At 55.2% G+C, this 25,250-nt stretch carries 20 protein-coding genes; 12 read left to right on the top strand and 8 right to left on the bottom strand.

The features are described from left to right. Positions 1–160: 160 nt before the first annotated feature. Positions 161–1,114 carry a DUF1471 family protein YdgH gene (gene ydgH / locus AC6I8R_RS10300; protein ID WP_021183156.1) on the bottom strand — a complete coding sequence of 318 codons (954 nt, stop codon included), beginning with the start codon at positions 1,112–1,114 and terminating at the stop codon, positions 161–163. A gap of 540 nt (positions 1,115–1,654) precedes the next feature. On the opposite strand from ydgH, the gene pntA reads away from it, so the two are divergent. Both pntA and pntB read left to right on the top strand, forming a co-directional pair. Next, a complete protein-coding gene (pntA, locus tag AC6I8R_RS10295) occupies positions 1,655–3,187 on the top strand; it encodes a Re/Si-specific NAD(P)(+) transhydrogenase subunit alpha (protein ID WP_415173717.1) in 1,533 nt (510 codons plus the stop codon). An 11-nt stretch (positions 3,188–3,198) separates the two neighbouring features. Then, positions 3,199–4,587, top strand: a complete 1,389-nt coding sequence (gene pntB / locus AC6I8R_RS10290; protein WP_021183158.1) for a Re/Si-specific NAD(P)(+) transhydrogenase subunit beta — start codon at positions 3,199–3,201, stop codon at positions 4,585–4,587. A gap of 88 nt (positions 4,588–4,675) precedes the next feature. Here pntB and uspE read toward each other — a convergent pair whose 3' ends face one another. Both uspE and fnr read right to left on the bottom strand, forming a co-directional pair. Beyond that, positions 4,676–5,638, bottom strand: a complete 963-nt coding sequence (gene uspE, locus AC6I8R_RS10285) for a universal stress protein UspE (RefSeq protein ID WP_021183159.1) — start codon at positions 5,636–5,638, stop codon at positions 4,676–4,678. Positions 5,639–5,757: 119 nt separating this feature from the next. Further along, the gene (gene fnr / locus AC6I8R_RS10280) at positions 5,758–6,510 is read right to left on the bottom strand and encodes a fumarate/nitrate reduction transcriptional regulator Fnr (RefSeq protein WP_021183160.1); all 753 of its coding nucleotides are present in this window, start codon (positions 6,508–6,510) and stop codon (positions 5,758–5,760) included. A gap of 293 nt (positions 6,511–6,803) precedes the next feature. Between fnr and smrA the strand changes: the two genes are divergently transcribed. Continuing rightward, on the top strand, positions 6,804–7,370 hold the full coding sequence (gene smrA / locus AC6I8R_RS10275) for a DNA endonuclease SmrA (protein WP_497832216.1): 567 nt from the start codon (positions 6,804–6,806) through the stop codon (positions 7,368–7,370). Here the strand turns inward: smrA and AC6I8R_RS10270 are convergent. Further along, entirely contained in the window at positions 7,367–8,287 is a 921-nt protein-coding gene (locus AC6I8R_RS10270; protein ID WP_021183162.1) for a LysR substrate-binding domain-containing protein, read from the bottom strand. The genes smrA and AC6I8R_RS10270 overlap by 4 nt on opposite strands. Before the next feature lie 312 nt (positions 8,288–8,599). On the opposite strand from AC6I8R_RS10270, the gene AC6I8R_RS10265 reads away from it, so the two are divergent. Together AC6I8R_RS10265 and hglS are read left to right on the top strand one after the other, a co-directional pair. Continuing rightward, positions 8,600–9,934 carry an MFS transporter gene (locus tag AC6I8R_RS10265; protein ID WP_208723480.1) on the top strand — a complete coding sequence of 445 codons (1,335 nt, stop codon included), beginning with the start codon at positions 8,600–8,602 and terminating at the stop codon, positions 9,932–9,934. Between the two features lie 88 nt (positions 9,935–10,022). After that, positions 10,023–11,360: a 2-oxoadipate dioxygenase/decarboxylase HglS gene (gene hglS / locus AC6I8R_RS10260; protein WP_497832215.1), complete on the top strand. Its 1,338-nt coding sequence runs from the start codon at positions 10,023–10,025 to the stop codon at positions 11,358–11,360. A gap of 46 nt (positions 11,361–11,406) precedes the next feature. Here hglS and AC6I8R_RS10255 read toward each other — a convergent pair whose 3' ends face one another. Beyond that, positions 11,407–11,841: a DoxX family protein gene (locus tag AC6I8R_RS10255; protein ID WP_021183165.1), complete on the bottom strand. Its 435-nt coding sequence runs from the start codon at positions 11,839–11,841 to the stop codon at positions 11,407–11,409. Between the two features lie 191 nt (positions 11,842–12,032). Here AC6I8R_RS10255 and AC6I8R_RS10250 point away from each other — a divergent pair, with 191 nt between their 5' ends. Next, a complete protein-coding gene (locus tag AC6I8R_RS10250; protein WP_497829032.1) occupies positions 12,033–13,550 on the top strand; it encodes a carboxylesterase/lipase family protein in 1,518 nt (505 codons plus the stop codon). Between the two features lie 213 nt (positions 13,551–13,763). Then, a complete protein-coding gene (locus tag AC6I8R_RS10245) occupies positions 13,764–15,437 on the top strand; it encodes a methyl-accepting chemotaxis protein (RefSeq protein ID WP_415173722.1) in 1,674 nt (557 codons plus the stop codon). Here the strand turns inward: AC6I8R_RS10245 and AC6I8R_RS10240 are convergent. Beyond that, entirely contained in the window at positions 15,395–16,276 is an 882-nt protein-coding gene (locus tag AC6I8R_RS10240) for a LysR substrate-binding domain-containing protein (protein ID WP_497832214.1), read from the bottom strand. The genes AC6I8R_RS10245 and AC6I8R_RS10240 overlap by 43 nt on opposite strands. Positions 16,277–16,405: 129 nt before the next feature. Between AC6I8R_RS10240 and AC6I8R_RS10235 the strand changes: the two genes are divergently transcribed. Both AC6I8R_RS10235 and AC6I8R_RS10230 read left to right on the top strand, forming a co-directional pair. Next, positions 16,406–17,572 carry a methionine aminotransferase gene (locus AC6I8R_RS10235; protein WP_021183169.1) on the top strand — a complete coding sequence of 389 codons (1,167 nt, stop codon included), beginning with the start codon at positions 16,406–16,408 and terminating at the stop codon, positions 17,570–17,572. 15 nt (positions 17,573–17,587) lie between these two features. After that, positions 17,588–18,367, top strand: coding sequence for a transporter substrate-binding domain-containing protein (locus tag AC6I8R_RS10230; RefSeq protein ID WP_415173724.1), 780 nt, complete (start codon positions 17,588–17,590; stop codon positions 18,365–18,367). A 117-nt stretch (positions 18,368–18,484) separates the two neighbouring features. Here the strand turns inward: AC6I8R_RS10230 and pepT are convergent, their stop codons facing one another. Then, on the bottom strand, positions 18,485–19,711 hold the full coding sequence (gene pepT / locus AC6I8R_RS10225) for a peptidase T (protein WP_208723476.1): 1,227 nt from the start codon (positions 19,709–19,711) through the stop codon (positions 18,485–18,487). Between the two features lie 131 nt (positions 19,712–19,842). Between pepT and AC6I8R_RS10220 the strand changes: the two genes are divergently transcribed. Further along, on the top strand, positions 19,843–21,438 hold the full coding sequence (locus tag AC6I8R_RS10220; RefSeq protein WP_415173726.1) for an ABC transporter substrate-binding protein: 1,596 nt from the start codon (positions 19,843–19,845) through the stop codon (positions 21,436–21,438). A gap of 3 nt (positions 21,439–21,441) precedes the next feature. On the opposite strand, the gene AC6I8R_RS10215 is transcribed toward AC6I8R_RS10220, so the two are convergent. Further along, the gene (locus AC6I8R_RS10215; protein WP_415173727.1) at positions 21,442–22,368 is read right to left on the bottom strand and encodes a LysR family transcriptional regulator; all 927 of its coding nucleotides are present in this window, start codon (positions 22,366–22,368) and stop codon (positions 21,442–21,444) included. A gap of 149 nt (positions 22,369–22,517) precedes the next feature. Between AC6I8R_RS10215 and AC6I8R_RS10210 the strand changes: the two genes are divergently transcribed. Next, positions 22,518–23,939 (top strand): M20 family metallopeptidase, encoded by a 1,422-nt coding sequence (locus AC6I8R_RS10210; protein WP_415173728.1) that lies wholly within the window; start codon positions 22,518–22,520, stop codon positions 23,937–23,939. Continuing rightward, a complete protein-coding gene (locus tag AC6I8R_RS10205; RefSeq protein ID WP_497832213.1) occupies positions 23,936–25,210 on the top strand; it encodes an MFS transporter in 1,275 nt (424 codons plus the stop codon). Before AC6I8R_RS10210 ends, AC6I8R_RS10205 begins: the two co-directional genes overlap by 4 nt. Positions 25,211–25,250 lie beyond the last annotated feature (40 nt).

Here is a 25,250-nt window from a genome sequence, read left to right as displayed (position 1 = left end):
TGGAGATTAATGCGACGAATTGCCGTCATTAACACGGAATACCCTGAAAATCAGGCGGCAGATTCTACGGAGTGCAACACGGGAAGGCAATGCATGATGATGCAGAGATGCTCAGCATTTATGCAAATAGCAGGGCGACGGGTGCCGCCCTGTGGGGAGATTACTTGAACAGATCAGCCGTAACGGTCAGGTTACCGCCGCTCTGGTTCTGCCACTGACGGGTGACATGGTAGAACTTCGCCCCTTTATCCGCGGCGCGTTTTGCCACTTCTTCAGAGATCTCAGTCGGTGAACCGAAGTGGCCGGTAAAGGTCACGGTATCAAATGGCTGCATTTGCGCTGCCGTGATGGCGTTCACTTCCTGAATTTTGGTGCCGTTTGGCAGGGTGACGGTATAGCGCTGGCCGGTGGAGGATTGGGTTTCAAAGAAACGACCTACACTGTTGCTTGGGGTTTCTGATGAAGCAACACCCGGGATCTCCACTTTCTTCGCTTCTGCGCCACCGGCTGCCAGCGCAGCTTTACCGGCTTCAGAATCGGCCGGAATCAGGTTCGGGCTTTGTACCTTACGTTCTTTGGCATCGGCCTTGTAGACATAGGCCGTCACGTACTGGTTGCCGCCGTTGTTGGCGTCAATCTGACGAATAATAAAGAAGGAAGCCGCACCTTTCTCTTTGGCCGCTTTTGAAATGGCATCGTTGACGTCCGGCTGGCTGGAGAAGAAGCCGTTGACGGAAACGGTATCGAATGGTTCCAGACGGTAGGCTTCCGCTTTCGGCAGCGCTTTAACGCCATTGTAGGTCAGGTATTCCGTCGTTTTGGACGCTTCTGGGGCATCGGCATGATACAGGTCAGCCGTCACACGCCAGTTACCACTGTTACCGGTGGCATCGTTGATACCCTGGATATAAAAAGAGGCTGCGCCCAGTTCGTCTGCACGTTTTGAGACAGCGTCAGCAGCGTCGCCAATGGCGTTGAAACGGCCGGTGATATTAATACGTTCGAATGGCTTCAACGCGGCCGCTTTTTCCGGCGTCAGTTCCTGCGCAGCAAACGCATTGGCTGCCAGCAGAGATAACAAGGTGGACGCCAGAATGGTGTTCTTCAGCTTCATAAAAATGATCCTTCGCCTTACGCAAAAATGAGTACGAAAACGTGCTGGACTCTTGATGTATAACAGATTAGCCGCTGATTATTGCATGTAATAATCAGCCTGTCTCAGCCAATTTATGCGGCCTGAATTGACAATCATCCCGAATTATTCATTTGGTTGTCATCACTATCTGCTATGGCGTTTTTTTGTGCGCGTTACCACTAAATCTGGTAACACTTAGTACCGTAATAGTTAAAGTATTGTTAAATAAAGGTTTTTAATAACACTTAATTCGCCGTGACACGATTTTGCTCAGCATATAATTTTTTATTATGGCCGAAATCTAGTGGCAAAACGCGGCAATCAATCTTTGCTTCTGAATATTTGTGTGAATGTCATAAGTATGCATTATCGCTGTGGATCGCTATTCATATTTTCAGTAGGTTATAAAGACTTTGTTACATTGCGCATTTCGCTCATAAGTAGCTGAAACATTGTTTCAGTTGCATGAGCTTGTGCCGCTTACAGACCCTCATCCTTTAACCGATGAAAGGAAACAGTATGTTAATTGGGATACCCAAAGAGCGGTTAGCCAACGAATCGCGCGTGGCTGCCACGCCGAAAACCGTTGAACAACTGATCAAGCTGGGATTCAGCGTAACCATCGAGCAGGGCGCAGGTATTCGGGCCAGCTTCGATGATGACAGTTTTGTTGCCGCAGGCGCGACCATCAGCAACACCGACGCGGTGTGGCAGTCTGATATCGTGCTGAAAGTGAATGCACCTGATGATGACGAGATTGCCCTGACGCGTGCAGGTAGCACGCTGGTGAGCTTTATCTGGCCTGCGCAGAACCCGGCGCTGCTGGAGAAACTCGCGGCACGTAACGTGACCGTAATGGCAATGGATTCAGTACCGCGTATTTCGCGTGCTCAGGCACTGGATGCGCTCAGCTCCATGGCGAATATTGCGGGCTATCGCGCTATCGTTGAAGCCGCCCACGAATTTGGCCGCTTCTTTACCGGACAGATCACCGCCGCAGGTAAAGTGCCGCCCGCCAAAGTGATGGTGATTGGTGCAGGCGTGGCGGGTCTGGCTGCGATCGGTGCCGCGGGCAGTCTTGGCGCTATCGTGCGTGCCTTTGATACCCGTCCGGAAGTGAAGGAACAGGTGCAGAGTATGGGTGCCGAGTTCCTTGAGCTGGACTTCGAGGAAGAAGCGGGCAGCGGCGACGGTTACGCTAAAGTGATGTCAGAAGCCTTTATTAAGGCAGAGATGGAGCTGTTTGCTAATCAGGCGAAAGAGGTCGACATCATTGTCACCACCGCCCTGATCCCAGGCCGTCCGGCACCGAAACTGATCACCAAAGAGATGGTCGCCAGCATGAAACCGGGTAGCGTGATCGTCGATCTCGCGGCACAAACCGGCGGTAACTGCGAGCTGACCGTGGCGGATCAGGTCACACTGACCGAAAACGGCGTGAAGATCATCGGTTATACCGATCTGCCAAGCCGTCTGCCGACCCAGTCATCCCAGTTGTACGGCACCAACCTGGTGAACCTGCTGAAGCTGCTGTGTAAAGAGAAAGACGGTCAAATCACCGTTGATTTCGAAGACGTGGTGATTCGTGGTGTCACCGTCATCCGTGAAGGCGAAGTCACCTGGCCGGCTCCGCCGATTCAGGTCTCTGCTGCGCCAAAAGCGGCACCGGCTGCCGTCGCGCCGAAAGAGAAAGTCGAGCAGAAACCGGCGTCACCGTGGCGTAAGTTGGTGCTGCTGGCGCTGGCCGTGGTGTTGTTCGCCTGCCTGGCAAATGTAGCGCCACCGGAGTTCCTGTCGCACTTTACCGTGTTTGCGCTCTCCTGCGTGGTGGGTTACTACGTGGTGTGGAACGTCAGCCACGCGCTGCACACGCCGTTGATGTCGGTCACCAATGCGATTTCCGGCATTATCGTGGTTGGTGCGGTGTTGCAGATGGGCCACGGTGGTTGGGTTACGCTGCTGGCGTTTATCGCGGTGCTGATCGCCAGTATCAACATCTTTGGTGGCTTTACCGTCACCCAGCGCATGCTGAAAATGTTTCGTAAGAATTAAGGGGTAACAACATGTCTGGCGGATTAGTCACTGCAGCATACATTGTTGCCGCGATTCTGTTTATTTTCAGCCTTGCAGGTCTCTCGAAACACGAGACGTCAAAGCAGGGTAACATTTTTGGTATGAGCGGGATGGCGATTGCGCTGCTCGCTACGATCTTTGGCCCCAACAGCGGCAACGTTGCGTGGATCCTGCTGGCGATGGTGATCGGTGGTGCGATTGGCGTACGTCTGGCGAAGAAAGTCGAGATGACCGAGATGCCGGAGCTGGTGGCGATTCTGCACAGCTTCGTGGGTCTGGCGGCGGTACTGGTGGGCTTCAACAGCTACCTCGACCACGCACCGGGTCTGTCGGCGGTGATGGAAAATATCCATCTGACCGAAGTGTTCCTCGGTATCTTTATCGGTGCGGTGACCTTCACCGGTTCGATTGTCGCCTTTGGTAAGCTGCGCGGTAAGATTTCATCTCGCCCGCTGATGCTGCCGCATCGTCATAAGCTTAACCTGCTGGCGTTGGTGGTATCGTTCCTGCTGCTGGTGTGGTTTGTTCGTACCGAAAGTACCGGCGCACAGGTGTTCGCGCTGTTGCTGATGACCGTGATTGCGCTGGCGTTTGGCTGGCATCTGGTGGCTTCTATCGGTGGTGCCGATATGCCGGTCGTGGTGTCGATGCTCAACTCCTACTCAGGCTGGGCAGCCGCAGCCGCCGGTTTTATGCTGAGCAACGATCTGCTGATCGTCACCGGTGCGTTAGTGGGGTCGAGCGGTGCCATCCTGTCGTACATCATGTGTAAGGCGATGAACCGTTCCTTTATTAGCGTGATTGCCGGTGGTTTTGGTACTGACACCAGCGTCGGTGGTGAAAGCGAAGAAGCCGGTGAACACCGCGAAATCAACGCAGAAGAAACCGCTGAACTGCTGAAAGCGTCATCTTCGGTGATCATCACCCCAGGCTACGGCATGGCAGTGGCGCAGGCGCAGTATCCGGTGGCGGAAATCACCGAGAAACTGCGTGCGCGCGGCATCAAGGTGCGTTTCGGTATCCACCCGGTGGCAGGGCGTCTGCCTGGTCATATGAACGTGTTGCTGGCGGAAGCGAAAGTGCCGTACGACGTGGTGCTGGAGATGGATGAAATCAACGATGATTTCAGCGATACCGACACCGTACTGGTGATCGGCGCGAACGACACCGTCAACCCGGCCGCGCAGGAAGATCCGCGCAGCCCGATTGCGGGTATGCCGGTCCTGGAAGTGTGGAAAGCGCAGAACGTTATCGTGTTTAAACGTTCCATGAATACCGGCTATGCCGGGGTGCAGAACCCGCTGTTCTTCAAAGACAACACCCAGATGTTGTTTGGTGATGCGAAGGCCAGCGTAGAAGGCATTCTGCGCGCGTTGTAAAAACAAAAAGGGCGACATACCGTCGCCCTTCATTATCCGTAGCTGCGCGATTTATCGCGCGGTTTTTTCTGCCAGCGAGCACAGCACGTTAGTCGTCATCATCCTCTTCGTCATCATCATCAAGCTCGATCGGCGATTTAAAGTCATCAGGTTTGATGGCCAACAGATCGCAGCGCAGATGATCAATCACCTGTTCCGCTGTATTTCCCAGGAACGCCGCCGACAACCCGGTGCGACCGATGGTGCCTAGCACCACAATACCGGCACTAAGATGGCTGGCGATATCCGGGATGACTTCTTCCGGTAAACCTTTCGCGACGTGGGTAAACTCTTCGCTAATCGAGAACTTCTGCCGCAGCGCTTTCATCGCCACCAGATGCTGACCGCGAATGGCGTCGTTATACACGCTGGGGTCAAAATCCGGCAGTTCGATAGCGATATTGATGGGGGTAATCGGGTAAGCACCGACCAGATGCACTTCGGTATGGTTGACCATTTCGGCCAACTGGGTGGTTTCGCGAATCAATTTTTGATTGAGGGCATCATGATGGGGTTCTTCGCTGGCGAGGTTAACCGCCACCAGCGCTTTACCACCTTCCGGCCACGGCTGATCTTTCACCATCCATACCGGGCAAGGGCATTTACGCAGCAGGTGCCAGTCGGTGGGGGTGAAAATTACCGCTTCCAGGCGATCGTGCTGATGCGCCATCTTCAGCACCAAATCGTGATGATGAGTCATCACCTCATGAATAATCGCTTCGTACGGACGGTTGTGCCAGATAACCTTAATTTCAATATCAACGCCCGCCTCCAGATAAGCGTGGGCCTGCTCGCGGATCCATTCGGTACGCTGGCTGATCACGCCTTTACGCATGTTGGCGCGCTCATCCGGCGACAGCAGGGTGGTCATTTCGTAGGAGAAATCATAGATAGGCAGGAAAGCTTTGATTTTTCCGCCGATACGTTGATTGAGATAAACCGCACGCCGCAGCGCGGGTTGATCATCCTGTTGTGCGTCAATCGCGACCAGAATATTTTGGTACCGGGACATAGGGCAATCTCCTCAAAACCAAAGCAAGTTGGGTTAAAGATAGCCTAAGTTATGACAGTGCTGAAAGGAAAAAGTTGTTGCCGGATCAATAAAATAACAATTATTGATCCGGCTGAGTATCAGGCGGCTTGCTCAGTCTGACCAGCAAGTTCTGCCAGCATTGAGTGGTTTTCGATAGTGATATATTTGCCTTTTACCGCCAGCATGCCACTTTTCTGGAAACGACCGAGTAAACGGCTGATGGTTTCTACGGTTAGTCCCAGATAGTTACCAATATCGCCACGCGTCATGGTTAAGCGGAACTCACGTTGGGAGAAGCCACGTTGACCAAAACGGCGCGACAGGTTCCAGATAAAGGCGGCGAGACGCTCCTCAGCATTCTTCTTGGACAACAACAGAATCATGTCCTGGTCGCCTTTGATCTCACCACTCATCAGACGCATCATCTGCTGACGCAGTGCGGGCATTTTACCGGAGAGATCATCCAGGGTTTCGAACGGGATTTCGCACACCATCGCGGTTTCCAGCGCTTGCGCAAAGCTGGGATGATGGGCGCTAACAATGGCGTCAAAACCGACCAAATCACCTGCCAGATGGAAACCCGTAATTTGCTCGTCACCCTGTTCGGTGATGGTGTAGCTTTTGATGGTGCCCGAGCGAATGGCATACAACGATTTCAATTCATCACCGGCTTTGAACAACGTCTGGCCTTTTTGAATTGGCTTTTTGCGTTCGATAATATTATCCAGCTGATCCAGTTCGTGTTCGTTCAGCGTGAAGGGAATACACAACTGGCTGATACTGCAATCCTGGCAATGGATGGCACAACCGCCAGACTGAATACGTCGAATGCTGCGTTTTTCCGGGATCATAATATGTACGCTCGATGATTATTGACTGCCGTCAATTTTAACATTTTTTCATGCAAAGGGCACTCGTCCGAGCTGTAATAATCCTCAAAAAAAGTGTGGCTGGCGCAAAAATAGTTGATCAGCGCTAACTCCGCTATTTGCGGATAATTTCTACAACGGGAATATTGATCTGGAACGTTTTGTTGACACCGGGTGCGCAAAACGCGCGGATATTTAGCGCGAAAAGTGACAGATGTGATGCCAGAAAGCATTTGCTAAGCTTGCATCGCAAAATTGTACTGTGGGAGAAGACCATGAACCTCGATGATGATGACCTTTTCCGGGATGCCATGGGTGACGTAACCCCGTTGAAAGATTGCGCCAACACCCAGTGGTTACGCGATCCCTCGACAAAAGCGCCGCGCGCGCTGCAACGCAATGATGCAGAAGAGAACTTTTTAACGCGGGGTTTTCTGGAGATCATTCCGTTAGCGACGCCGCTGGAGTACAAAGCAGATGGGATCCAGCAGGGGGTGCTGGACAAATTGCGGTTAGGGAAATATCCGCTGGACGCCAGCCTGAATCTGCTACGTCAGCCGGTTGAAACCTGCCGTCAGTCGCTGTTCAGCTTTATGATGCAGGGGCGCAAGCAGGGGTTACGTAATTTGTTGATCATCCACGGCAAGGGACGTGATGACGAGTCACATGCCAATATCGTGCGCAGCTATGTGGCGCGCTGGCTGACACAATTTGATGAGGTGCAAACTTTCTGCGTCGCGCAACCCCACCACGGCGGGGCCGGGGCGCTGTATGTTGGCTTGCGTAAAACCGATCAGGCCCGCCTGGATAACCGCGAACGGCACGCCAAGCGCAGCCGTTAGCTGTGGAACTTACGGATGGTGGCCATCAACACCTCTGCGCTCAGGCTCAGGGTATTGCCGGTACGAGTGATAATACCGACCGGCTCGCCTGGCCCGGCTGACGAGATGGGCAGGGCGCACAACGCATTATGATTTAAATCCTCTTTAACCGCCCCGGAAGGCACAAACCAGACATAGTCGTAACGTAGCGCCAGTTGGCGTGCCAGGGACGTTGAGGAGGTTTCCACGCAGTTGGCGGGGAGTGAACAATCTTGTTCATCCAGCATTTGTTGCGCGATACGACGAGGGGCCGTGCCCTCCGGGGAGATCACCACGGGCCACTGCATCGCGCGCGATAGCGTGACGTTGTCACTTAATAGCGGATGCTCCGGGCGTACCACCAGCTTTAACGATTCAAGAAACAGCAACTCGTAAGTTAGGCCCGCCATCATTTCACTGTCGGCCATACGGCCAATACCGATATCAAATTCGCCAGCCCGCAGGCCCGCTAACAACACATTATTATGCAGCGTCGCCACCTGTACCGTGGTGTTGGGTTGCTGCTGGTGAAAGCGATCTAAAATTTGCGGCAGCATACCCATTGCGGCGGTGGTCAGCGCGCCGAGGCGGATGACCATCGGGCGTCCGGGTAACGGTGAGTTAAAGCTTTGCCCGGCATGATTCAGGGCATCCAGCACCTTAATCGCGTGGGTCAGGAATTGTTCGCCCAGGGTGGTCAGTTGGGCGCCGAGACGACCGCGTTCAAATAAACGTGCTCCAGCCAGTTCCTCCAGCTCATTAAGGGTTTTCGAGAGTGCAGGCTGGCTCAGGTTCAGCGTTTCTGCTGCCCGACCCAACGTGCCTTGTTGCGCGACGGCGACAAAGGTATGTAAATGGCGCAAGCGAATGCGCTGATTGAAAAGGATATTTTTGTCCATAACCTCACACTTAATGAGATTTCCGGGTTGCAGGCAACTGGCAAAACGAAATTCTGTTAACTTACCTGCAAAATTATATTAACAATATTAGCTTGCAATACGGCAAACGCATAAGCTGCTGTTATCACAATAAATCCCGAATATTCATCTGGTTGAGTCGTTATCAGCTTCTTAAGTTTCAGATGCTTAAGATGGCTAAGCCTGAATAATTCTCAGTTACATCCAAAAATCCTGCCCGTTATTATTAACAATGCGCTATCATAAGCGCCGTTTTTTTTACCAAAACTGATGTTTAAAAGCAGGAGTTCGGCCGTGACCAGCGTTGAAGCAGTAGATGTACGCCAGCTGATTAATCAGAGCACGCTGAGTCGCTGGCAAAAGCGCTTAATTGCGCTCTGCTTCCTCGTCGTGGCGCTGGATGGCATGGACATCGCGCTGATGGGATTTATCGCGCCGACGCTGCGCGCGGCCTGGGGTGTCAGCAATCATCAACTGGGTATGGTGATCAGTGCGGCATTGATTGGACTGGCGCTGGGCGCGGTGTTCGCCGGGCCGCTGGCGGATCGCTATGGCCGCCGCATGATGATTCTGCTTAGCGTCCTGTTCTTTGGCTTGTGGACGTTGGCCACAGCGATGGCGCAGAACATCGAACAGATGATGCTGTTTCGTTTTCTTACCGGGCTGGGATTAGGCGCGGCGATGCCGAATGTTGGCACCCTGGTGGCGGAATACGCGCCGGAACGCCGCCGCTCCTTCATTATTACCGTGGTGTTCTGCGGGTTTACCTTTGGCGCGGCCTCCGGTGGTTTTGCCGCTTCCTGGCTCCTGCCTCGTTATGACTGGCACTCGGTGATGTTGTTGGGCGGAATGCTGCCGCTGGTGGTGTTGCCTTTTCTGCTGCGCGGCCTGCCGGAGTCGGTACGTTTTCTCATCAGTCGTCAGGCCCCGGCGGCACGTATCCACGCCATTCTCGACCGCATGTTGCCGGGCGCGGTGCAGGCCAACAGCCATTTCCACAGCGTTGAACCCACCACCGTGCGTGCTGGCGCAATTGCCACCGTCCTCTCACGCCGTTATTTGTTTGGCAGCCTGATGCTATGGGGCGGCTACTTCATGGCGCTGTTTCTGGTCTACCTGGTCGGTAGCTGGTTACCCTCGCTGGTCCATACCCTTGGCATGTCAGTGACCGCAGCCGCGATCATCACCGCGATGTATCAGGCGGGCGGCACCCTCGGCTCACTGTTTACCGGTTGGCTGATGGACCGTGTTAACGCGAATCTGGCGCTGGCGGTGATCTACTTCTGTGGCGGCATCGCCATTGTCGCGATGGGTTTCTCTCCGGCGCGGGTCGACCTGATGAGCGCGATCGCTTTTTGTAGCGGTTTTTGTTTTAACGGTGCCAACACCGGGATGAATGCGTTGTCCGCCAGCTATTATCCCACGCATGCACGCGCCACGGGTTCCAGTTGGATGCATGGCGTGGGGCGGGTCGGGGCGATCCTCAGTGCCTTTATCGGCGCGGAACTGCTTTCCCTCGGCTGGTCATTCAGCCATATCTTCCTGATGCTGGCGCTACCGGCGCTGCTGACCACCGTGATGCTGTTGCTGAAATGTCGCTTTGGTGACCCGCGAGCCGCCGACGAGTGACAGCGCGATCACACTTCGAGGAAATTGTTACCCGGGGCTAAAGGGTTGATCTACATTAGCATCACCCCCGTAGCACAAGGTGATGACCATGGACAATTTCCTCACCAGCGATGCCATCCGCACGCTGTTTTCCCAGGCCATGTCGGCGATGTACCAGCAGGAAGTGCCGCAGTACGGTGTGCTGACCCAACTGGTCAGCGCCGTGAATGAACGCGTGCTGGAAGCCAATCCTGATCTGAAAAACCGTCTGGCGGCGGCGGATGAACTGAGCCGCCTGAGTGTGGAGCGCCACGGCGCGATTCGCGTGGGCACCGCAGCAGAGTTAAGCATGTTGCGCCAGATGTTTGCGGTGATGGGGATGTATCCGGTGGGCTATTACGACCTGTCGCAGGCCGGTGTTCCGGTGCATTCCACCGCATTTCGTCCGGTCAGTGACAGCGCGCTGCGACGTAATCCGTTCCGGGTATTTACCTCGTTGCTGCGGCTGGAGTTGATCAATGATGAGGCGTTGCGTGCGAAAGCCGCCGACATTCTGGCGGCGCGCGACATCTTCACGCCACGTTGCCGGGCGTTAATCGCCCAACATCAGCAACAGGGTGGTCTTAACGCGGCGGATGCGGCGCAGTTTGTCAAAGAGGCGCTGGAAACCTTCCGCTGGCACGCCGATACCACGGTCGACAGCGCCACCTATCTGGCGCTCAGCCATCAACACCGTTTGATAGCCGACGTTGTCTGCTTCCGCGGCTGTCATATCAACCACCTGACGCCCCGCACCCTGGACATTGACCGGGTGCAGACGCTGATGCCGACACGCGGTATCGATCCCAAAACCCTGATTGAAGGTCCACCACAACGTCAGGTGCCAATCCTGCTGCGTCAGACCAGCTTTAAAGCGCTGGAGGAACCGGTGCATTTTCGCGATGGTTTTCAGGGTACGCACACCGCCCGCTTTGGTGAAATCGAACAACGTGGCGTGGCGTTAACGCCGAAAGGTCGCGCCCTGTACGACAAACTGCTGGCGGAAGCAGGTACCGGTAAGGACAACCAGCAGCATCAGCAGCATCTGGCGGAGGTGTTTCGTGCCTTTCCCGATGATGAAGTCAGCCTGCGCCGCGAACAACTGGCGTGGTTCAGCTATCGGCTGACGGAAAAAGGGATTCAGTCACCGCCCGGAGCCGAAGAAAGTATGGAACAGTTGATGGCAGAAGGGCGCTTGCTGGCGGAACCGATCACCTATGAAGATTTTTTGCCGGTCAGCGCTGCGGGGATTTTTCAGTCCAACCTGGGTGATGAGGCGCACGTCCGCAGTGCCGGTCATGCCAGCAAGGCGGCGTTTGAAACGGCGCTCGGTGCGACTGTGCAGGATGAAATGGTGTTATATCAACAGCTGCAACAGCGCAGCCTGGCGCGTTGTGGCCTGGCATAAGATAAAAAAAGCCGGTCTGCGTCAGGCAGACCGGCGGTTTTTTTCATTATTGCAGGCGCGGGTTGCGCACCAGCGTATACTTCCCGGCACCCAAAAACATAATGGCGAGTGCGCCTAGCGTGTAAAGGGCTTCCGTCTCCAGGGACCATGCACCGACATCCGTCAGATGCCAGACAACCCCCATTTTTACCAATAGCGTGGCGACAATCATGTTGATCACAATAATGAAGGCCGCAGGGCGCGTCATTAACCCAACGATCATCATAATGGGTGCCAAAATTTCCCCGATGTAAGCACCGTAAGCGATGAAACCTGGCATGCCTCTGACGGTGAGCAGATGTTCGATCCATGCCACTCCGTGGACCACTTTAAATTCACCGTGGAACAGCAGCAAACCGCCAAATGTCAGGCGGAGCAGCAGCTTAGCGAAATCCGGGTGATCACACATCCGGGTAAACAGTTGGTTAATTCCACCAAACATCGCGCTTCTCCGTCTCGCCAGGTTAACGTGTAACCTTAATGTAGACTGCCAAACGTTTGCCAGCCAAAAAATTTGAACGAGATGTTCAGCATTTCGCGTGATGATTCAGCTTAATCTGCAAATTCCTGAGCGACATGGACATTCGCCCCGGTCCTGCAAATAATGGAGAAATGATGATCAGGGAAGCCGAAATGAAAAACCAACGACGTCTGAGGATCTTGACTGCGGAAGGAGAACTCAGAGGCTCAATGGATGATGAGCTGTTTGTCTTCAAAGGTATACCCTATGCCGCGCCCCCGGTTGGCGCGTTGCGCTGGCGGCCGCCGCAGGCGCTGCAACCCTGGCAGGGTGAACGTGACGCCACGGCATGGGGGCCGGCCAGCTGGCAAAATCGGGACTATTGTCTGCTTGCCGGTGGTGGCGACCCGGGTCATTTCAGCGAAGATTGTCTCTACCTTAATGTCTGGACGCCAGATATTGAACCCGCGCGCCCGCTCCCGGTGATGGTGTGGCTGCACGGCGGTGGATTCAGCATCGGCGCAGGCAGCCTGGATCCTTATCGCGGCAAGGCGCTGGCAGCGCAGGGCGCGGTGGTGGTGACGCTCAACTATCGCCTCGGCCATTTCGGCTTTTTTGCCCATCCGGCGCTGGATGCAGAGTATCCCGCCGACAGCGTGGTGAATAATTTCGCTCTGCTTGATCAGATCGCGGCGCTGCAATGGGTGCAACGTAATATCCCGGCGTTTGGTGGCGATCGCCGCAATATCACGCTGTTTGGCGAATCGTCAGGCGCGCGTAGCGTGCTGTCCTTGTGCTGCTCGCCATTGGCGGAGGGGTTATTTCATAAGGGCATCGTACAGAGCGCCTACAGCCTGCCAGATACGCCGCGCGTGCAGGCGCAGCAGGTAGGTCAACAGGTGGCGGCCCATTTTGGACTGGCTGCGAATGCCAGCGCCAGCGATCTCCGTGCGTTACCGGCGGATGGATTCTGGCCGCTGCAACGCCCGCTGGCGCTTGGTCCGGTGCCGATCAGCGGCGATATCGTCCTGCCACAACCGATGTTGGCGACCTTTATGGCTGGCAGGCAGCATCGGGTTCCCTTGATGATCGGCAGCAACAGCGATGAAGCCAGCGTTCTCGATTTTTTTGGTGTGGATGCCACCCAGGTTCTGCAACAGCTACGCCAAAAAAATCGCCTGAGTTATCAGTTGATTAAATGGTTATATGATATCCACGATGATGCCCTGCTCGGGCGCGCCGTGGCCCGTGATATGGCCTTTTCCGTGCTGCCATTATTGGTGGTGCAGGCACAACACAATATTGGTATGTCTGGTTGGCGTTATTGGTTCGATTACGTTTCCGAACAGTCGCACGACCTCTATCCTCACGGTGCCTGGCACGGTAATGAAGTCCCCTATGTGTTCAATACCTTAGATACGCAGACGCCAGCCGAGGGCCGCAGTTACACCGCCGCTGATTATGCTGTTGCGACGCGCCTCAGCGCCCTGTGGATCACCTTTGCCCGCGATGCCAGCGAATTCAGTTACCAGTTGCGCAGTGAGATTGACTGGCCGGTGTGGCGTTCAGATAACGATGTCACCCTGATGGTTGGCCGTGATGCGGAAAAACCGTTCAGTTTGCAGCACCGGTTTATGCGCGGGCGGCTGCGTCTGTTCCGCCTGATGATGCGCAGCATGGTGAAACTTTAGTTCACTGGCTAATGGTTAAATTTCGCAAACCTTTTTTTAAAACAAATTTTCCTGCATCTCTCTGATTTCATTCATACAATCTTTTCCCTTACCCGCGCGAACCAGCAATTTATTAGCTTACGAAAGTAGTACATTTTCTGAATCTACTGCCGATAAACGCAATATGCCCGATTTTATCGGGTCTCCATTGCGGTTCACATCAAGGGATTTCGTATGGGTATCTTAAAAAATTTTACTATTCGCGCCGTTATGCTGACCATTCTCGGGTTGTTTTGCCTGTTATGGTGCGCCGTCGGCTTATTTAGTGTCCATTCTCTCAATGCTCTGGGTGAGGGTAACGAAGTGGATCGTCTACTGGTTAATCAGATGACGGTGCTCAGTAAAGGTAATGATCAATATTTCCGGGTGGTGACGCGTCTTTCTCGCGTGATGGAAATGCGTGCGGCGGGCACCGAGTTGCCTGCTGATGCGTTTGCTACGGTCCAGCAGGCGCTGGACAGCATGAAGAAGCAGCTCGAACAATTCAAAGCGATGGCACCCGGTCCGATGGATGCCGACACCGCCAATAGCGTGATTGCCAACTGGCAAAAGTTGTTGGATGAGGGGATTGCCCCGCAGGTTTCACTGGCCCAGCAAGGGACGCTGGACGCTTACCGCGCCCAGGCCAATAAAGTGACCCCGGCCCTGAGCCGTGCCTTTGGCGCCAGCGCCGAGAGTTTCAACCAGGCGGCAGGTATCAAGCTGGATGACACGCGCGTCACCGTGGACAAACTGACCAATGTCACCAAAGTGATCATTCTGTCAGCGGTGGTGGTGGGACTGCTGATTCTGCTGTTTACTGACCGCTACCTGGTTGCCATGCTGGTGAAACCGTTAGATCGCATCCGCGATCACTTTGCGATCATCGCGCAGGGCGATCTCAGCCAGCCGGTGCAGGAATTTGGTCGTAACTGTGTCGGTAAACTGGTGCCGTTATTGCGGGCGATGCAGGACAGCCTGCGTGAAGCGGTCAGCGCGATTCGCAGCGGGACAGAAAATATCTATCGCGGCGCGGCAGAAATCTCGGCAGGTAACAACGATCTCTCCTCGCGTACCGAGGAACAGGCTTCCGCCCTGGAGCAGACGGCGGCCAGCATGGAACAGTTAACCGCCACGGTGAAATTCAACGCCGATAACGCGCGTCAGGCCAGTTCACTGGCGGAAACCGCCACCGGCACCGCACAACAGGGTGGCCGTCTGGTGGGTGAAGTGGTCACCACTATGGCTGGCATCTCCGGCAGTTCGAAGAAAATCGCCGAAATCACTAACGTCATCAACAGCATCGCTTTCCAGACCAATATCCTGGCGCTCAACGCCGCGGTAGAAGCGGCGCGTGCCGGTGAACAGGGCCGCGGCTTCGCGGTGGTGGCAAGTGAAGTGCGTAACCTCGCACAACGCAGCGCCAACGCGGCGAAGGAGATTGCGACCCTGATTGAAGATTCGGTGCAGCGTGTCGAAAAAGGCTCGGATCTGGTGAACAGCGCCGGTCATACCATGAACGACATTCTGAAGTCGGTGCAGGATGTGAATGAGATCATGAAGCACATCGCCTCGGCGTCAGAAGAACAAAGCAAAGGCATTTCCCAGGTGGGCACGGCGGTGACGGAGATGGACAGCGTCACCCAGCAGAATGCTTCGTTGGTGGAAGAGGTGTCGGCGGCGGCCAGCGCTCTGGAGCGTCAGACGGAAGAACTTCAGGCATCAGTCGCCAAATTCCGTCTCGCACCCGCGACGGCGGCTATCGCCTCTGCCACGCCACCTGCGGCACCGTTACGTCGCCCGACGTTAAGCGCACCGTCTGCCAATCAGCCTAAATCGGCCAGCGCAGACGAGTGGGTTTCTTTCTGAGGCTGACAAAGCCACGCCACCAGTTCCTCAAGGAACGGTGGCGCATCCCGTTCTGCACGATGGAGCAAGCTGTAACTCGCCCCGGTAGTGACGCAGTGGTCAAACGGGGCGATCAGTCGGCCATTCGCCAGATCGTTCTGTACCAATGACATATCCGCCACCGTTACGCCAAATCCCTGAATCGCCGCGCTGATCGCCAAATCCATAGTGGCAAAGTGTTGATTACGTGCCATGGGGACGCTGACCTGCTGCGCATTTAACCACAACTGCCAGTCACGCGTGTCATTAGTGGGGTGCAGAAAGGTAAAACGCGCTAACCCGGCCACGTTCGCGGGTGGCGTCACGCTGCTGGCCAGCACCGGTGTCAGGCGCTCATCAAACAAGTGGATGGCCTCCGCCGGCGCACTGCCATAGACGATTGCCGCATCAAAATTATCCAGTTGCGAGGCATGGTCGAGGGTGGTGGTGAGCGCCACATGGATCTCTGGCCGTTCCTGCTCCAGCGCTACGAGGCGCGGCACCAGCCAGCGCATCGCGCAGGTTGGGGCTTTCAGCCGAATCGACACATTGCTGCGGCTGGCTTTCTCTGTTGCATTCACCAGCAGCGCAAAACCTTGTTGTAACTCCGGCAGCAGGGCTGCGCCTTGCGCTGTCAGATGCAAACCTCGCGCATGGCGCTCGAATAACGCAAAGCCCAGCCAGCTCTCCAGCGATGCAATTTTTCGGCTCACCGCCCCCTGGGTGATGCATAACTCGTCGGCGGCACGCGTCAGATTGAGGTGACGCGCCGTGACCAGAAAGGCGTGAATGGCGTTGAGCGGCAGAGCGGAGCGGGACATAACAGCCTCAGCTATGATTAAAAGTCATGGCTATTATGACAACAATTCGCTTGTGGACTCAAGTGACAGACCGTTGAATAGAAATCTGATTTCCTTACGTGGTTATGCAATCCTTTAGGCGGAGTTACCATGTCCATCCAATCCAGTGTTCAGACTTCTTCAAAATTACCCGATGTTGGCACCACCATTTTCAGCGTGATTGGGCAGCTTTCGGCACAACACAAAGCCATCAACCTGTCCCAGGGCGCGCCTAACTTCCCGTGCGATCCGCAACTGGTTGAACTGGTCAGCAACGCGATGCGCGAAGGACATAACCAGTATGCGCCGCTTACCGGTTTGCCAGCTTTGAAAGAAGCGCTGGCGCAGAAAGTACACACCCTGTACGGCCAGCAATATGATGTGGGCAGCGAAGTGCTGATCACCGGCAGCGCCAGCCAGGGTATCTACATGGCGATCTCCGCGCTGGTGCATCCGGGCGACGAAGTGATTTTCTTCGAACCGGCATTCGATAGCTATGCGCCCGTGGTGCGTTTACAGGGCGGTAAGCCGATCGGCCTGAAATTGCAGGTGCCGGATTTTGCCATCAACTGGGACGAACTGCGCGCCACCATCACGCCGCGTACCCGGATGATCATCATCAACACGCCACACAACCCGAGTGCGCAGGTGTTAACTCCAGCGGATCTGGATCAACTGGCTCAACTGACGCGTAATACCGATATCGTGGTGCTATCGGATGAAGTCTATGAACACATCGTGTTTGATGGACGTCCTCATTGCGGCATGGCGACACATCCGGAGCTGGCGCAGCGCAGCGTTATCGTCTCGTCATTTGGCAAAACCTTCCACGTTACCGGCTGGCGCGTTGGCTATGCGTTGGCACCGGCCGCGCTGATGACCGAAATCGTCAAAGTGCATCAGTTTATGATGTACGCCGCTGATACGCCGATGCAGGTTGGTTTCGCCCATTACCTGCAACGGCCAGAAAACTATTTGCAACTGTCACCGTTCTATCAGCAGAAACGCGATCGTCTGATGTCGCTGATGAAGGATTCGCCGTTTAAGCTGCTGCCGTGCGCCGGTTCCTTCTTTGTTTTAGCCAGTTATGGACATTTCAGTGACGAGAGCGACAGTGAAATGGTAAAACGTCTCATCGTCGAACACGGTGTGGCAACCATTCCGTTGTCGGCGTTTTATATGGACGGCACAGACAATAAATTAATCCGTTTGTCGTTTGCCAAAGACGATGCGACATTACAGGCCGGTGCAGAAGCGCTCTGCCGGGTCAAAGGGTAACTCAAGGGTATAACAATGAAAAAATTAAACGCACTTTTTATCGCGCTGGGTATGCTGACCTCTGCTCATGCGTTGGCGCAGGAAACATTACGCTACGGCCTGGAATCACAATATCCGCCGTTTGAAAGCCGTAATGCACAGGGCGAGCTGGAAGGTTTCGATATCGAGCTGGGTAAAGCCATTTGCCAGACCGGCAACTTCAAATGTAGCTGGGTAGAAAGCAGCTTTGACGCGCTGATTCCGGCGTTGCAGGCGAAGAAGTTTGATGCCATCAACTCGGCGATGAACATCACCGAAGCACGCGCGAAAAGCATCGATTTCACCAAACCGATCTACCGTATCCCGACCATGCTGGTGGCAAAAGCGGGCCAGGGCCTGCTGCCGACCGCGGAGTCACTGAAAGGGAAAAACATTGGCGTGTTGCAGGGTTCCATTCAGGAAACCTATGCCAAGAAGCACTGGGAATCACAGGGCGTTACCGTCACCTCTTACCAGGATCAGAACCAGGTTTATAACGACATGGTCGCCGGTCGTCTGGATGGCACGTTGGTGATGTCAGCCGCAGGCCAGTCAGGCTTCCTCGATAAGCCGCAGGGCAAAGGTTTTGCGTTTGCCGGTAAACCGGTGGAAGACGACACCATCCTGGGTTCAGGCATCGGTTTTGGCCTGCGTAAGGGTGATGCCAAACTGAAGCAGGAGCTGGATGCAGCCATCACCAAGGTGCAGGCTGACGGCACGGTTACCAAGCTGGCCGCCAAGTTCTTCCCTGGCATCGACGTTAGCACCGCGAAATAAAGTTTAAAACCGCGCGATGAATCGCGCCGCTACAACCCCGTAACGTTTCGTAGCGGCGCGATTTATCGCGCAATGTTTTGTTCCGTAGCGGCGCGATTTATCGCGCAATGTTTTGCGTTATTTAGCCGCTAAATAACACAACGCTTCCGCCACCTGATATGACTTCACAAACGACGGCACCGGCAAAAACTCAAAGCGAGAATGGAAATTGTGCGCGCCGGTAAAGAAATTCGGCGTCAGCAATCCACGGGCTGACAATGCGGCACCATCCGTACCCCCACGCATCGGGATCACCTTCGGTTCAATGCCCAATTGCGCCAGCGCGCTAAAAATCAAATCAATCGCGCGGCGGTCTTCACCAATCGCATTGCTGATATTGCTGTAGGTATCATTGATACTCAGGGATACCGTACCGGTGGGATAGCGGGCGGCAATCTCATCTGTTACCTCCACCAACTGCTGTTTCTTCGCATCAAAACCCTTAAGGTCGAAATCGCGGATGGAGGCTTTCAGCACCGCGCGGCTGGCGTTGGCCTGCATATCGTTAAACCAGATATATCCCTCGCGGCCTTCGGTATGCTCCGGTGTCGCCAGACGATCAAAATGGTCAATAAAGTCATGCGCCATCAGCAGCGGATTGACCAGTACGCCTTTGCCAGACATCGGATGTGCCGCCACGCCGGTAAACACAATCTCGGCAGCGGCAGCGTTAAAGTTTTCGAAAACCACCTCACCCAATTCGCAGCAATCGATAGTCCAGGCGAAATCGACGTTAAAACGTTGCTCCAGATCGAGCGCTTTGGCTCCCCGCAAGCCAATCTCCTCATCCGGCACAAACGCGACCCGGATATCACCGTGGTCGCCGTGCAGGTTCTCGAGCAACGTCATCACCACCGTGACCGCCGCTTTGTTATCGGCGCCGAGTACGCTGGTGCCGTCGCTAAAGATAATCTCCTGACCGAGGTAAGGGGCAATCTCAGGATGTTCCGCCACGCGCAGCCAGATATCCTGCTGAACGTTCAGACACAGATCTTCCCCCTGAAAAGTTAAGGTTTGTGGATGGATGTCTGGTGATAACCCAACATCGACGGTATCGATATGGGTAATAAAACCGATACGCGGCGCATCGGGACGATTGCCACGCTTCAGCGCCGTCACCGTGGCATGCTCATCTATGATGATGTCTTCCAGCCCCAACTCGCGCAGTTCTGCGGCCAACAGCTCGGCCATGGCGTGTTGTGATGGCGTGCTCGGCAGCGTGGTGGATTTGGCATCGCTCTGGCTGGAGACCGCCAGGTAACGATAGAAGCGCTGAGTCAGTTGGCGGGCGAGTTGGTCTGTCATCACAATTCCTTATCAGTCTCATTGCGTGGTTGAGGGTTCGCAGCGCGACTAAATCATGTTAATTATTAATCAGATGAACGACTGATATACCGATGCTGGCTCATGGAAGTCAATAAAAAGCGAGAAACAAGATGAAAAAAGTGATGGCAAAATTGGCGCTCACCGCGCTGGGTCTGGCGATCGCCAGCAGCGTTTCAGCCAAAACCCTGGTTTACTGTTCAGAAGGCTCACCAGAAAACTTCAACCCACAGCTTTACACGGCAGGTACCAGCGTCGATGCCAGTGCGGTGCCGGTGTTTAACCGGTTAGTCGATTTCACGCCAGGCACCACCGAGCTGGTGCCGAGCCTGGCGCAAAGCTGGGATATCAGCCCGGACGGTACGGTCTATACCTTCCACCTGCGCCAGGGCGTGAAGTTCCACAGCAACAAATTCTTCAAGCCAACGCGAGATTTTAACGCTGATGACGTCATCTTCTCGTTTATGCGGCAGATGGACCCGAACAATCCGTACCATAACGTTTCCGGCGGGGTGTATTCCAACTTCAACAGCCTGGAGTTCGCCACGCTGATTAAGAAAATCGATCGGGTTGATGACCACACGGTCCGTTTCACGCTGGCGCATGCTGAAGCGCCTTTCCTCGCCGATCTGGCGTGGTATTTTGCCTCCATCCATTCGGCGGAATATGCCGACCAGATGCTGAAAGCCGGGACACCGGAAAAGGTGGATATGGAACCGATTGGCACTGGCCCGTTTGAGCTGGTGCAGTATCAGAAAGACTCCCGCATTCTCTACAAAGCCTTCCCGGAATACTGGCAGGGCAAGGCGAAGCTGGATCGCATCGTATTCTCGATCACGCCGGATGCGTCAGTGCGTTACGCCAAACTGGAGAAAAACGAGTGTCAGATCATGCCATTCCCCAATCCGGCTGATCTCGACAAAATGCGCAAAAATCCTGACCTGACCCTGATGCAAAAGTCCGGTTTAAATACCGGCTTCCTCTCCTTCAACACCACCAAAGCACCACTGGATAACGTGAAAGTGCGCCAGGCGCTGGCGATGGCGATCAACAAACAGGCGATTATCGATGCGGTGTTCCAGGGCACCGGTACGGTGGCAAAAAACATTCTGCCGCCCGGTGTCTGGAGTGCGGATAACAATCTGAAAGATTACGACTACGATCCTGAGAAGGCGAAAGCCTTGCTACAGGAAGCGGGCATCAAACCGGGCACCGAGATCTCGCTGTGGGCGATGCCGGTCCAGCGGCCTTACAACCCCAATGCGCGACGAATGGCTGAGATGATTCAGGCTGATTGGGCGAAAGTGGGTATCAAAGCCAATATCGTCAGCTATGAGTGGGGCGAATATCTCAAACGTATCCGCAATGGCGAGCACCAGGCGGCGCTGATGGGCTGGACCACCGCTACCGGCGATCCGGATAACTTCTTCGGCCCGCTGTATAGCTGCACCTCGGCGAAGGACGGTTCGAATTCAGCGAAGTGGTGCTATGCACCGTTTGATAAAATCATCACTGAGGCGCGTGCCGAACAGGATCACAACAAACGCATTGCGCTGTATCTGGAGGCACAGCAAATCATGCATGACCAGATGCCTGCGGTGATGATTGCCCACTCGACCATCTTCGAACCGGTACGCAAATCGGTTACCGGTTATCAGGTGGACCCGTTTGGCAAACATATCCTCTATCCGGTGGATATCCAGCAGTAAATCTCAGGGCTTCCAGCGCTGGCGCAGGGGTTCCTCCAGCGCGTTGAGCTGCTGATGGAGAAAGTCCAGCAACAGATTCAGGGCGGCACTACGGGGCCGCCCTGATTGCGTCTGGAGTTGCAGGGTGCGTTGATTTAACTGGTCGATCCCGACCGAACGCAGGATCAACCCGTGCGTTTCCGCTTCATATAACACGGTAAACGGGCTGCTGATGGTCACGGCCAGCGGGGTGCGCAGCAGGAAGTGATAGAGAGTGGAGAAGTTATCGCAGGTCAGCACCGGTTCTACCACGTTCCCGCTCATATGGCAGGAGAGGTCGAACAGTTGGCGCACCGTGGTGTTTTGCTCTGGCAGTGCCAGCGGGTACTGGCTGAGATCCGCCAGCGAGACCTGATTGGCGTGGGCCAGTGGATGACTGTGATGCATGACCAGCAATACCGGCGCGGGCCAGGAACCAATCACCTCGACACCGCGCTCGGCGTGCAGGCTGAACTGTAACGCCAGATCGCATTCCCCGTTACGCACCAGCTCGGCGACTCCCTGAGTACTGGCCACTTTCAGGCTGAACAGCACACCGGGATTGCTGAGGCGAAAATCGGCAAACAAGCGCGGCAGCAAGGTGAAGGCCATGCCATCGGTACAGGCGACACGTATTTGCGTGCGCCGCACGGCGGTCAAGCCCTTAATCTCCGCCAGCGCATACTCCATCTCCAGCATATTTTTACGTACCTGATGCGCAAAAATTTCCCCCGCTTCGGTCAATACCATGCCGCGCGCGTGACGCTCAAACAACGGCACGCCAACCTGTGCCTCAAGGCGCTGAATCTGACGGCTAATGGCGGATACCGCCACAAACAGTTGTTCACTGGCGGCACTTAGCGATCCGGCATTCACGACGGCGAGAAAATATCGGATTTCACTGCTTTGCATATTTCTGCTTCCTGGTGGTGCATGCCTCAAAATCGGGCAGCCAAGCTTTGCTTTCAAAGCAAATCTTACTCGATAAATTGATAATTGTGGCAAATCAGCCTTTCCGCAAAGATAAGGATGATGATAAAACCAACAACAGACAGGCAAACATGACAGCACAACAGGCCGTACAACAGGCCAGCGACTATTTTGACAGCGGGGAATTCCAGCAACTGCTGACGCGCCGGGTGGCGCAGGTCACCGAAAGCCAGCGTGCGGATCGTGACCAGCAGCTGCATGATTATTTGCACAAGGAGATTGGCCCACAACTGGTGGCGCTCGGCTTCACGCTGCACTTTATCGACAATCCCGTCACCACAAATCGCCCGTTCCTGGTGGCGGTGCGTATCGAAGATCCGGCACTGCCAACGCTGTTGAGCTACGGTCACGGCGATGTGGTGTTTGGCGATGATGAAAACTGGCGTGACGGGTTATCGCCGTGGCAACTGAAAGAAGAGGGCGATCGCTGGTATGGTCGCGGCAGCGCAGATAATAAAGGCCAGCACTGCGTCAATCTGGCCGCGCTGGAGCAGGTGTTTCAGGCACGCGGTGGTCGCCTCGGTTTTAACTGCAAAATGCTGTTTGAAATGGGGGAAGAGATCAGCTCACCGGGTCTGGCGGAGCTGTGCGAGCAATACGGCGATCTGCTGAAGGCCGATTTGTTTATCGCCTCCGATGGCCCGCGCCTGAATGCGGTGCGTCCGACGTTGTTCCTCGGATCGCGCGGCTGCGTCAATTTCCGCCTGACCATCAACGCACGCGACAATGCGTACCACTCCGGTAACTGGGGTGGCTTGCTGACCAATCCGGGAACGCAACTGGCTAATGCCATCGCCACGCTGGTCAATGCCCAGGGCGTGTTGCAGGTTGAGGCACTGAAACCGACCTCTCTGACCGACGACGTGCGCGCCATCCTCAGCGATATCGAGGTGGGTGGCATGCCCGGCGATCCGGCGATCGAGGTGAACTGGGGTGAGCCGGGCCTGACACCGACCGAACGCCTGTATGGCTGGAACACGCTGGAGGTGCTGGCCTTTCTCACCGGTAACCCGGCACGTCCTATGAACGCCATTCCCGGCAGCGCGACCGCCGTGTGTCAGTTACGTTTTGTGGTGGGAACAGATTGGGAAAATCTGGCACAGCACATTGAAGCGCATCTGCAAAACCACGGCTTTGACCAGGTGAAGGTCGAGTTTATGCGCGGCTCACCAGCTACCCGTCTCGACCCCACCGATCCGTTGGTGAGCTGGGTGCTGGAGAGCATGGCGCAAACCAGCGGAAAAAAACCGGCGTTGTTACCGAATCTCGGCGGTTCACTGCCCAATGAAGTGTTCTCCGACATCCTCGGCTTGCCGACGCTGTGGGTACCGCATTCCTATCCGGCCTGCGGTCAGCACGGCGTTAACGAACATATGTTGAAATCCATCGCCCGTGAGGGGCTGCAAATCATGACGCGTCTGTTGTGGGATCTGGGTGAGCAAGGCGCAGACCTGATTGCCCGTCACCAGGTGCATGCCGGAGGTGCCAAATGAGTAGCATCAGTCACAGCGCACCCACCAGCGCGGTTAAACCCAATCTGCATAAAACCCTGTTCGCCACCTGCATCGGCAATGCGCTGGAGTGGTTCGACATTGCGGTGTATGGCTTTTTCGCCAGCTATATCGCCCATGCCTTTTTCCCGACCAGCGATCCCTCGGTATCGCTGCTGCTGACCTTTGGCAGCTTTGGCGTCTCATTCCTGATCCGCCCGCTGGGGGCGATTGTGCTCGGTAACTACGCCGATCGTCATGGCCGTAAAAAGGCGCTGCTGCTGTCGATCAACCTGATGATGCTCGGCGGGGCGATTATCACCTTTATGCCCGGTTATGCCTCAATTGGCCTGGCCGCTCCGGTGTTGATTCTGCTGGCGCGTCTGATTCAGGGCTTCTCCGCCGGTGGTGAATTCGGCAGCTCCACCGCGTTCCTGGTGGAACACTTCCCGGAGCGTAAAGCCTTTATCGCCAGTTGGCAGTTTGCTACGCAAGGGGCCAGTACCCTGATGGCATCGGCGTTTGGCCTGGGTCTGACGCAGATTCTGAGCGAAAGCCAGATTCAGGAGTGGGGCTGGCGTATTCCGTTTGCCTTTGGCCTGCTGATTGGCCCACTGGGTATTTACATCCGTCGTCATGTACATGAACCGGCCAGCTTTGCGCAGCAGCAGCCGGAAGCGGCACCGCTGATGCGTCTGTTTGGTCGTCAGAAGGAGCTGATGCTGCTGGCGATTGGCTTGATGGTAATCTCCACCGCCGTTAACTACATGCTCAACTATGTGCCGACCTATGCCACCAAAACGCTGCATCTGCCGGGTTCGGCGGCGTTCAGCGCCACCTTGCTGGCTGGGGTGATCCTGACGGTGGTGACGCCGCTGATGGGGCTGTGGGCCGAGAAGGTCGGTCGGGTGCCGCTGATGTGGGGATCGTTGATTCTGCTGTTGGTGACCATCTATCCGGCGTTTACCCTGGTGGTCAATCACACCACGCCGCTGACGCTGATGTTGCTGGTGGGCTGGATGGCACTGCTGAAATCGGTTTACTTCTCGACGGTGCCCTCGGTGATGGCCGATCTGTTCCCGATTGGCACCCGTGCCAGTGGCATGGCGATCAGCTATAACATCGCGGTGACGGTATTTGGCGGCTTTGCACCGTTGATTTGTACCCTGTTGATTAGCGCGACCGGCACCAGTCTGGCACCGAGTTATTATCTGATGGCAGTCGCATTGCTGAGTGGCATTGCGCTGGTTCGCAGTAAGCAGCGCCTGAGTTAATCCACTGCACGAACCGTAGCGGCGCGATTTATCGCGCGTC

The organism is Pantoea sp. X-Soil-OKNW-713 (assembly GCF_059730685.1).
Note: the sequence above shows the minus strand (reverse complement) of the source record. Positions and strands in the feature narration are given on the sequence as shown.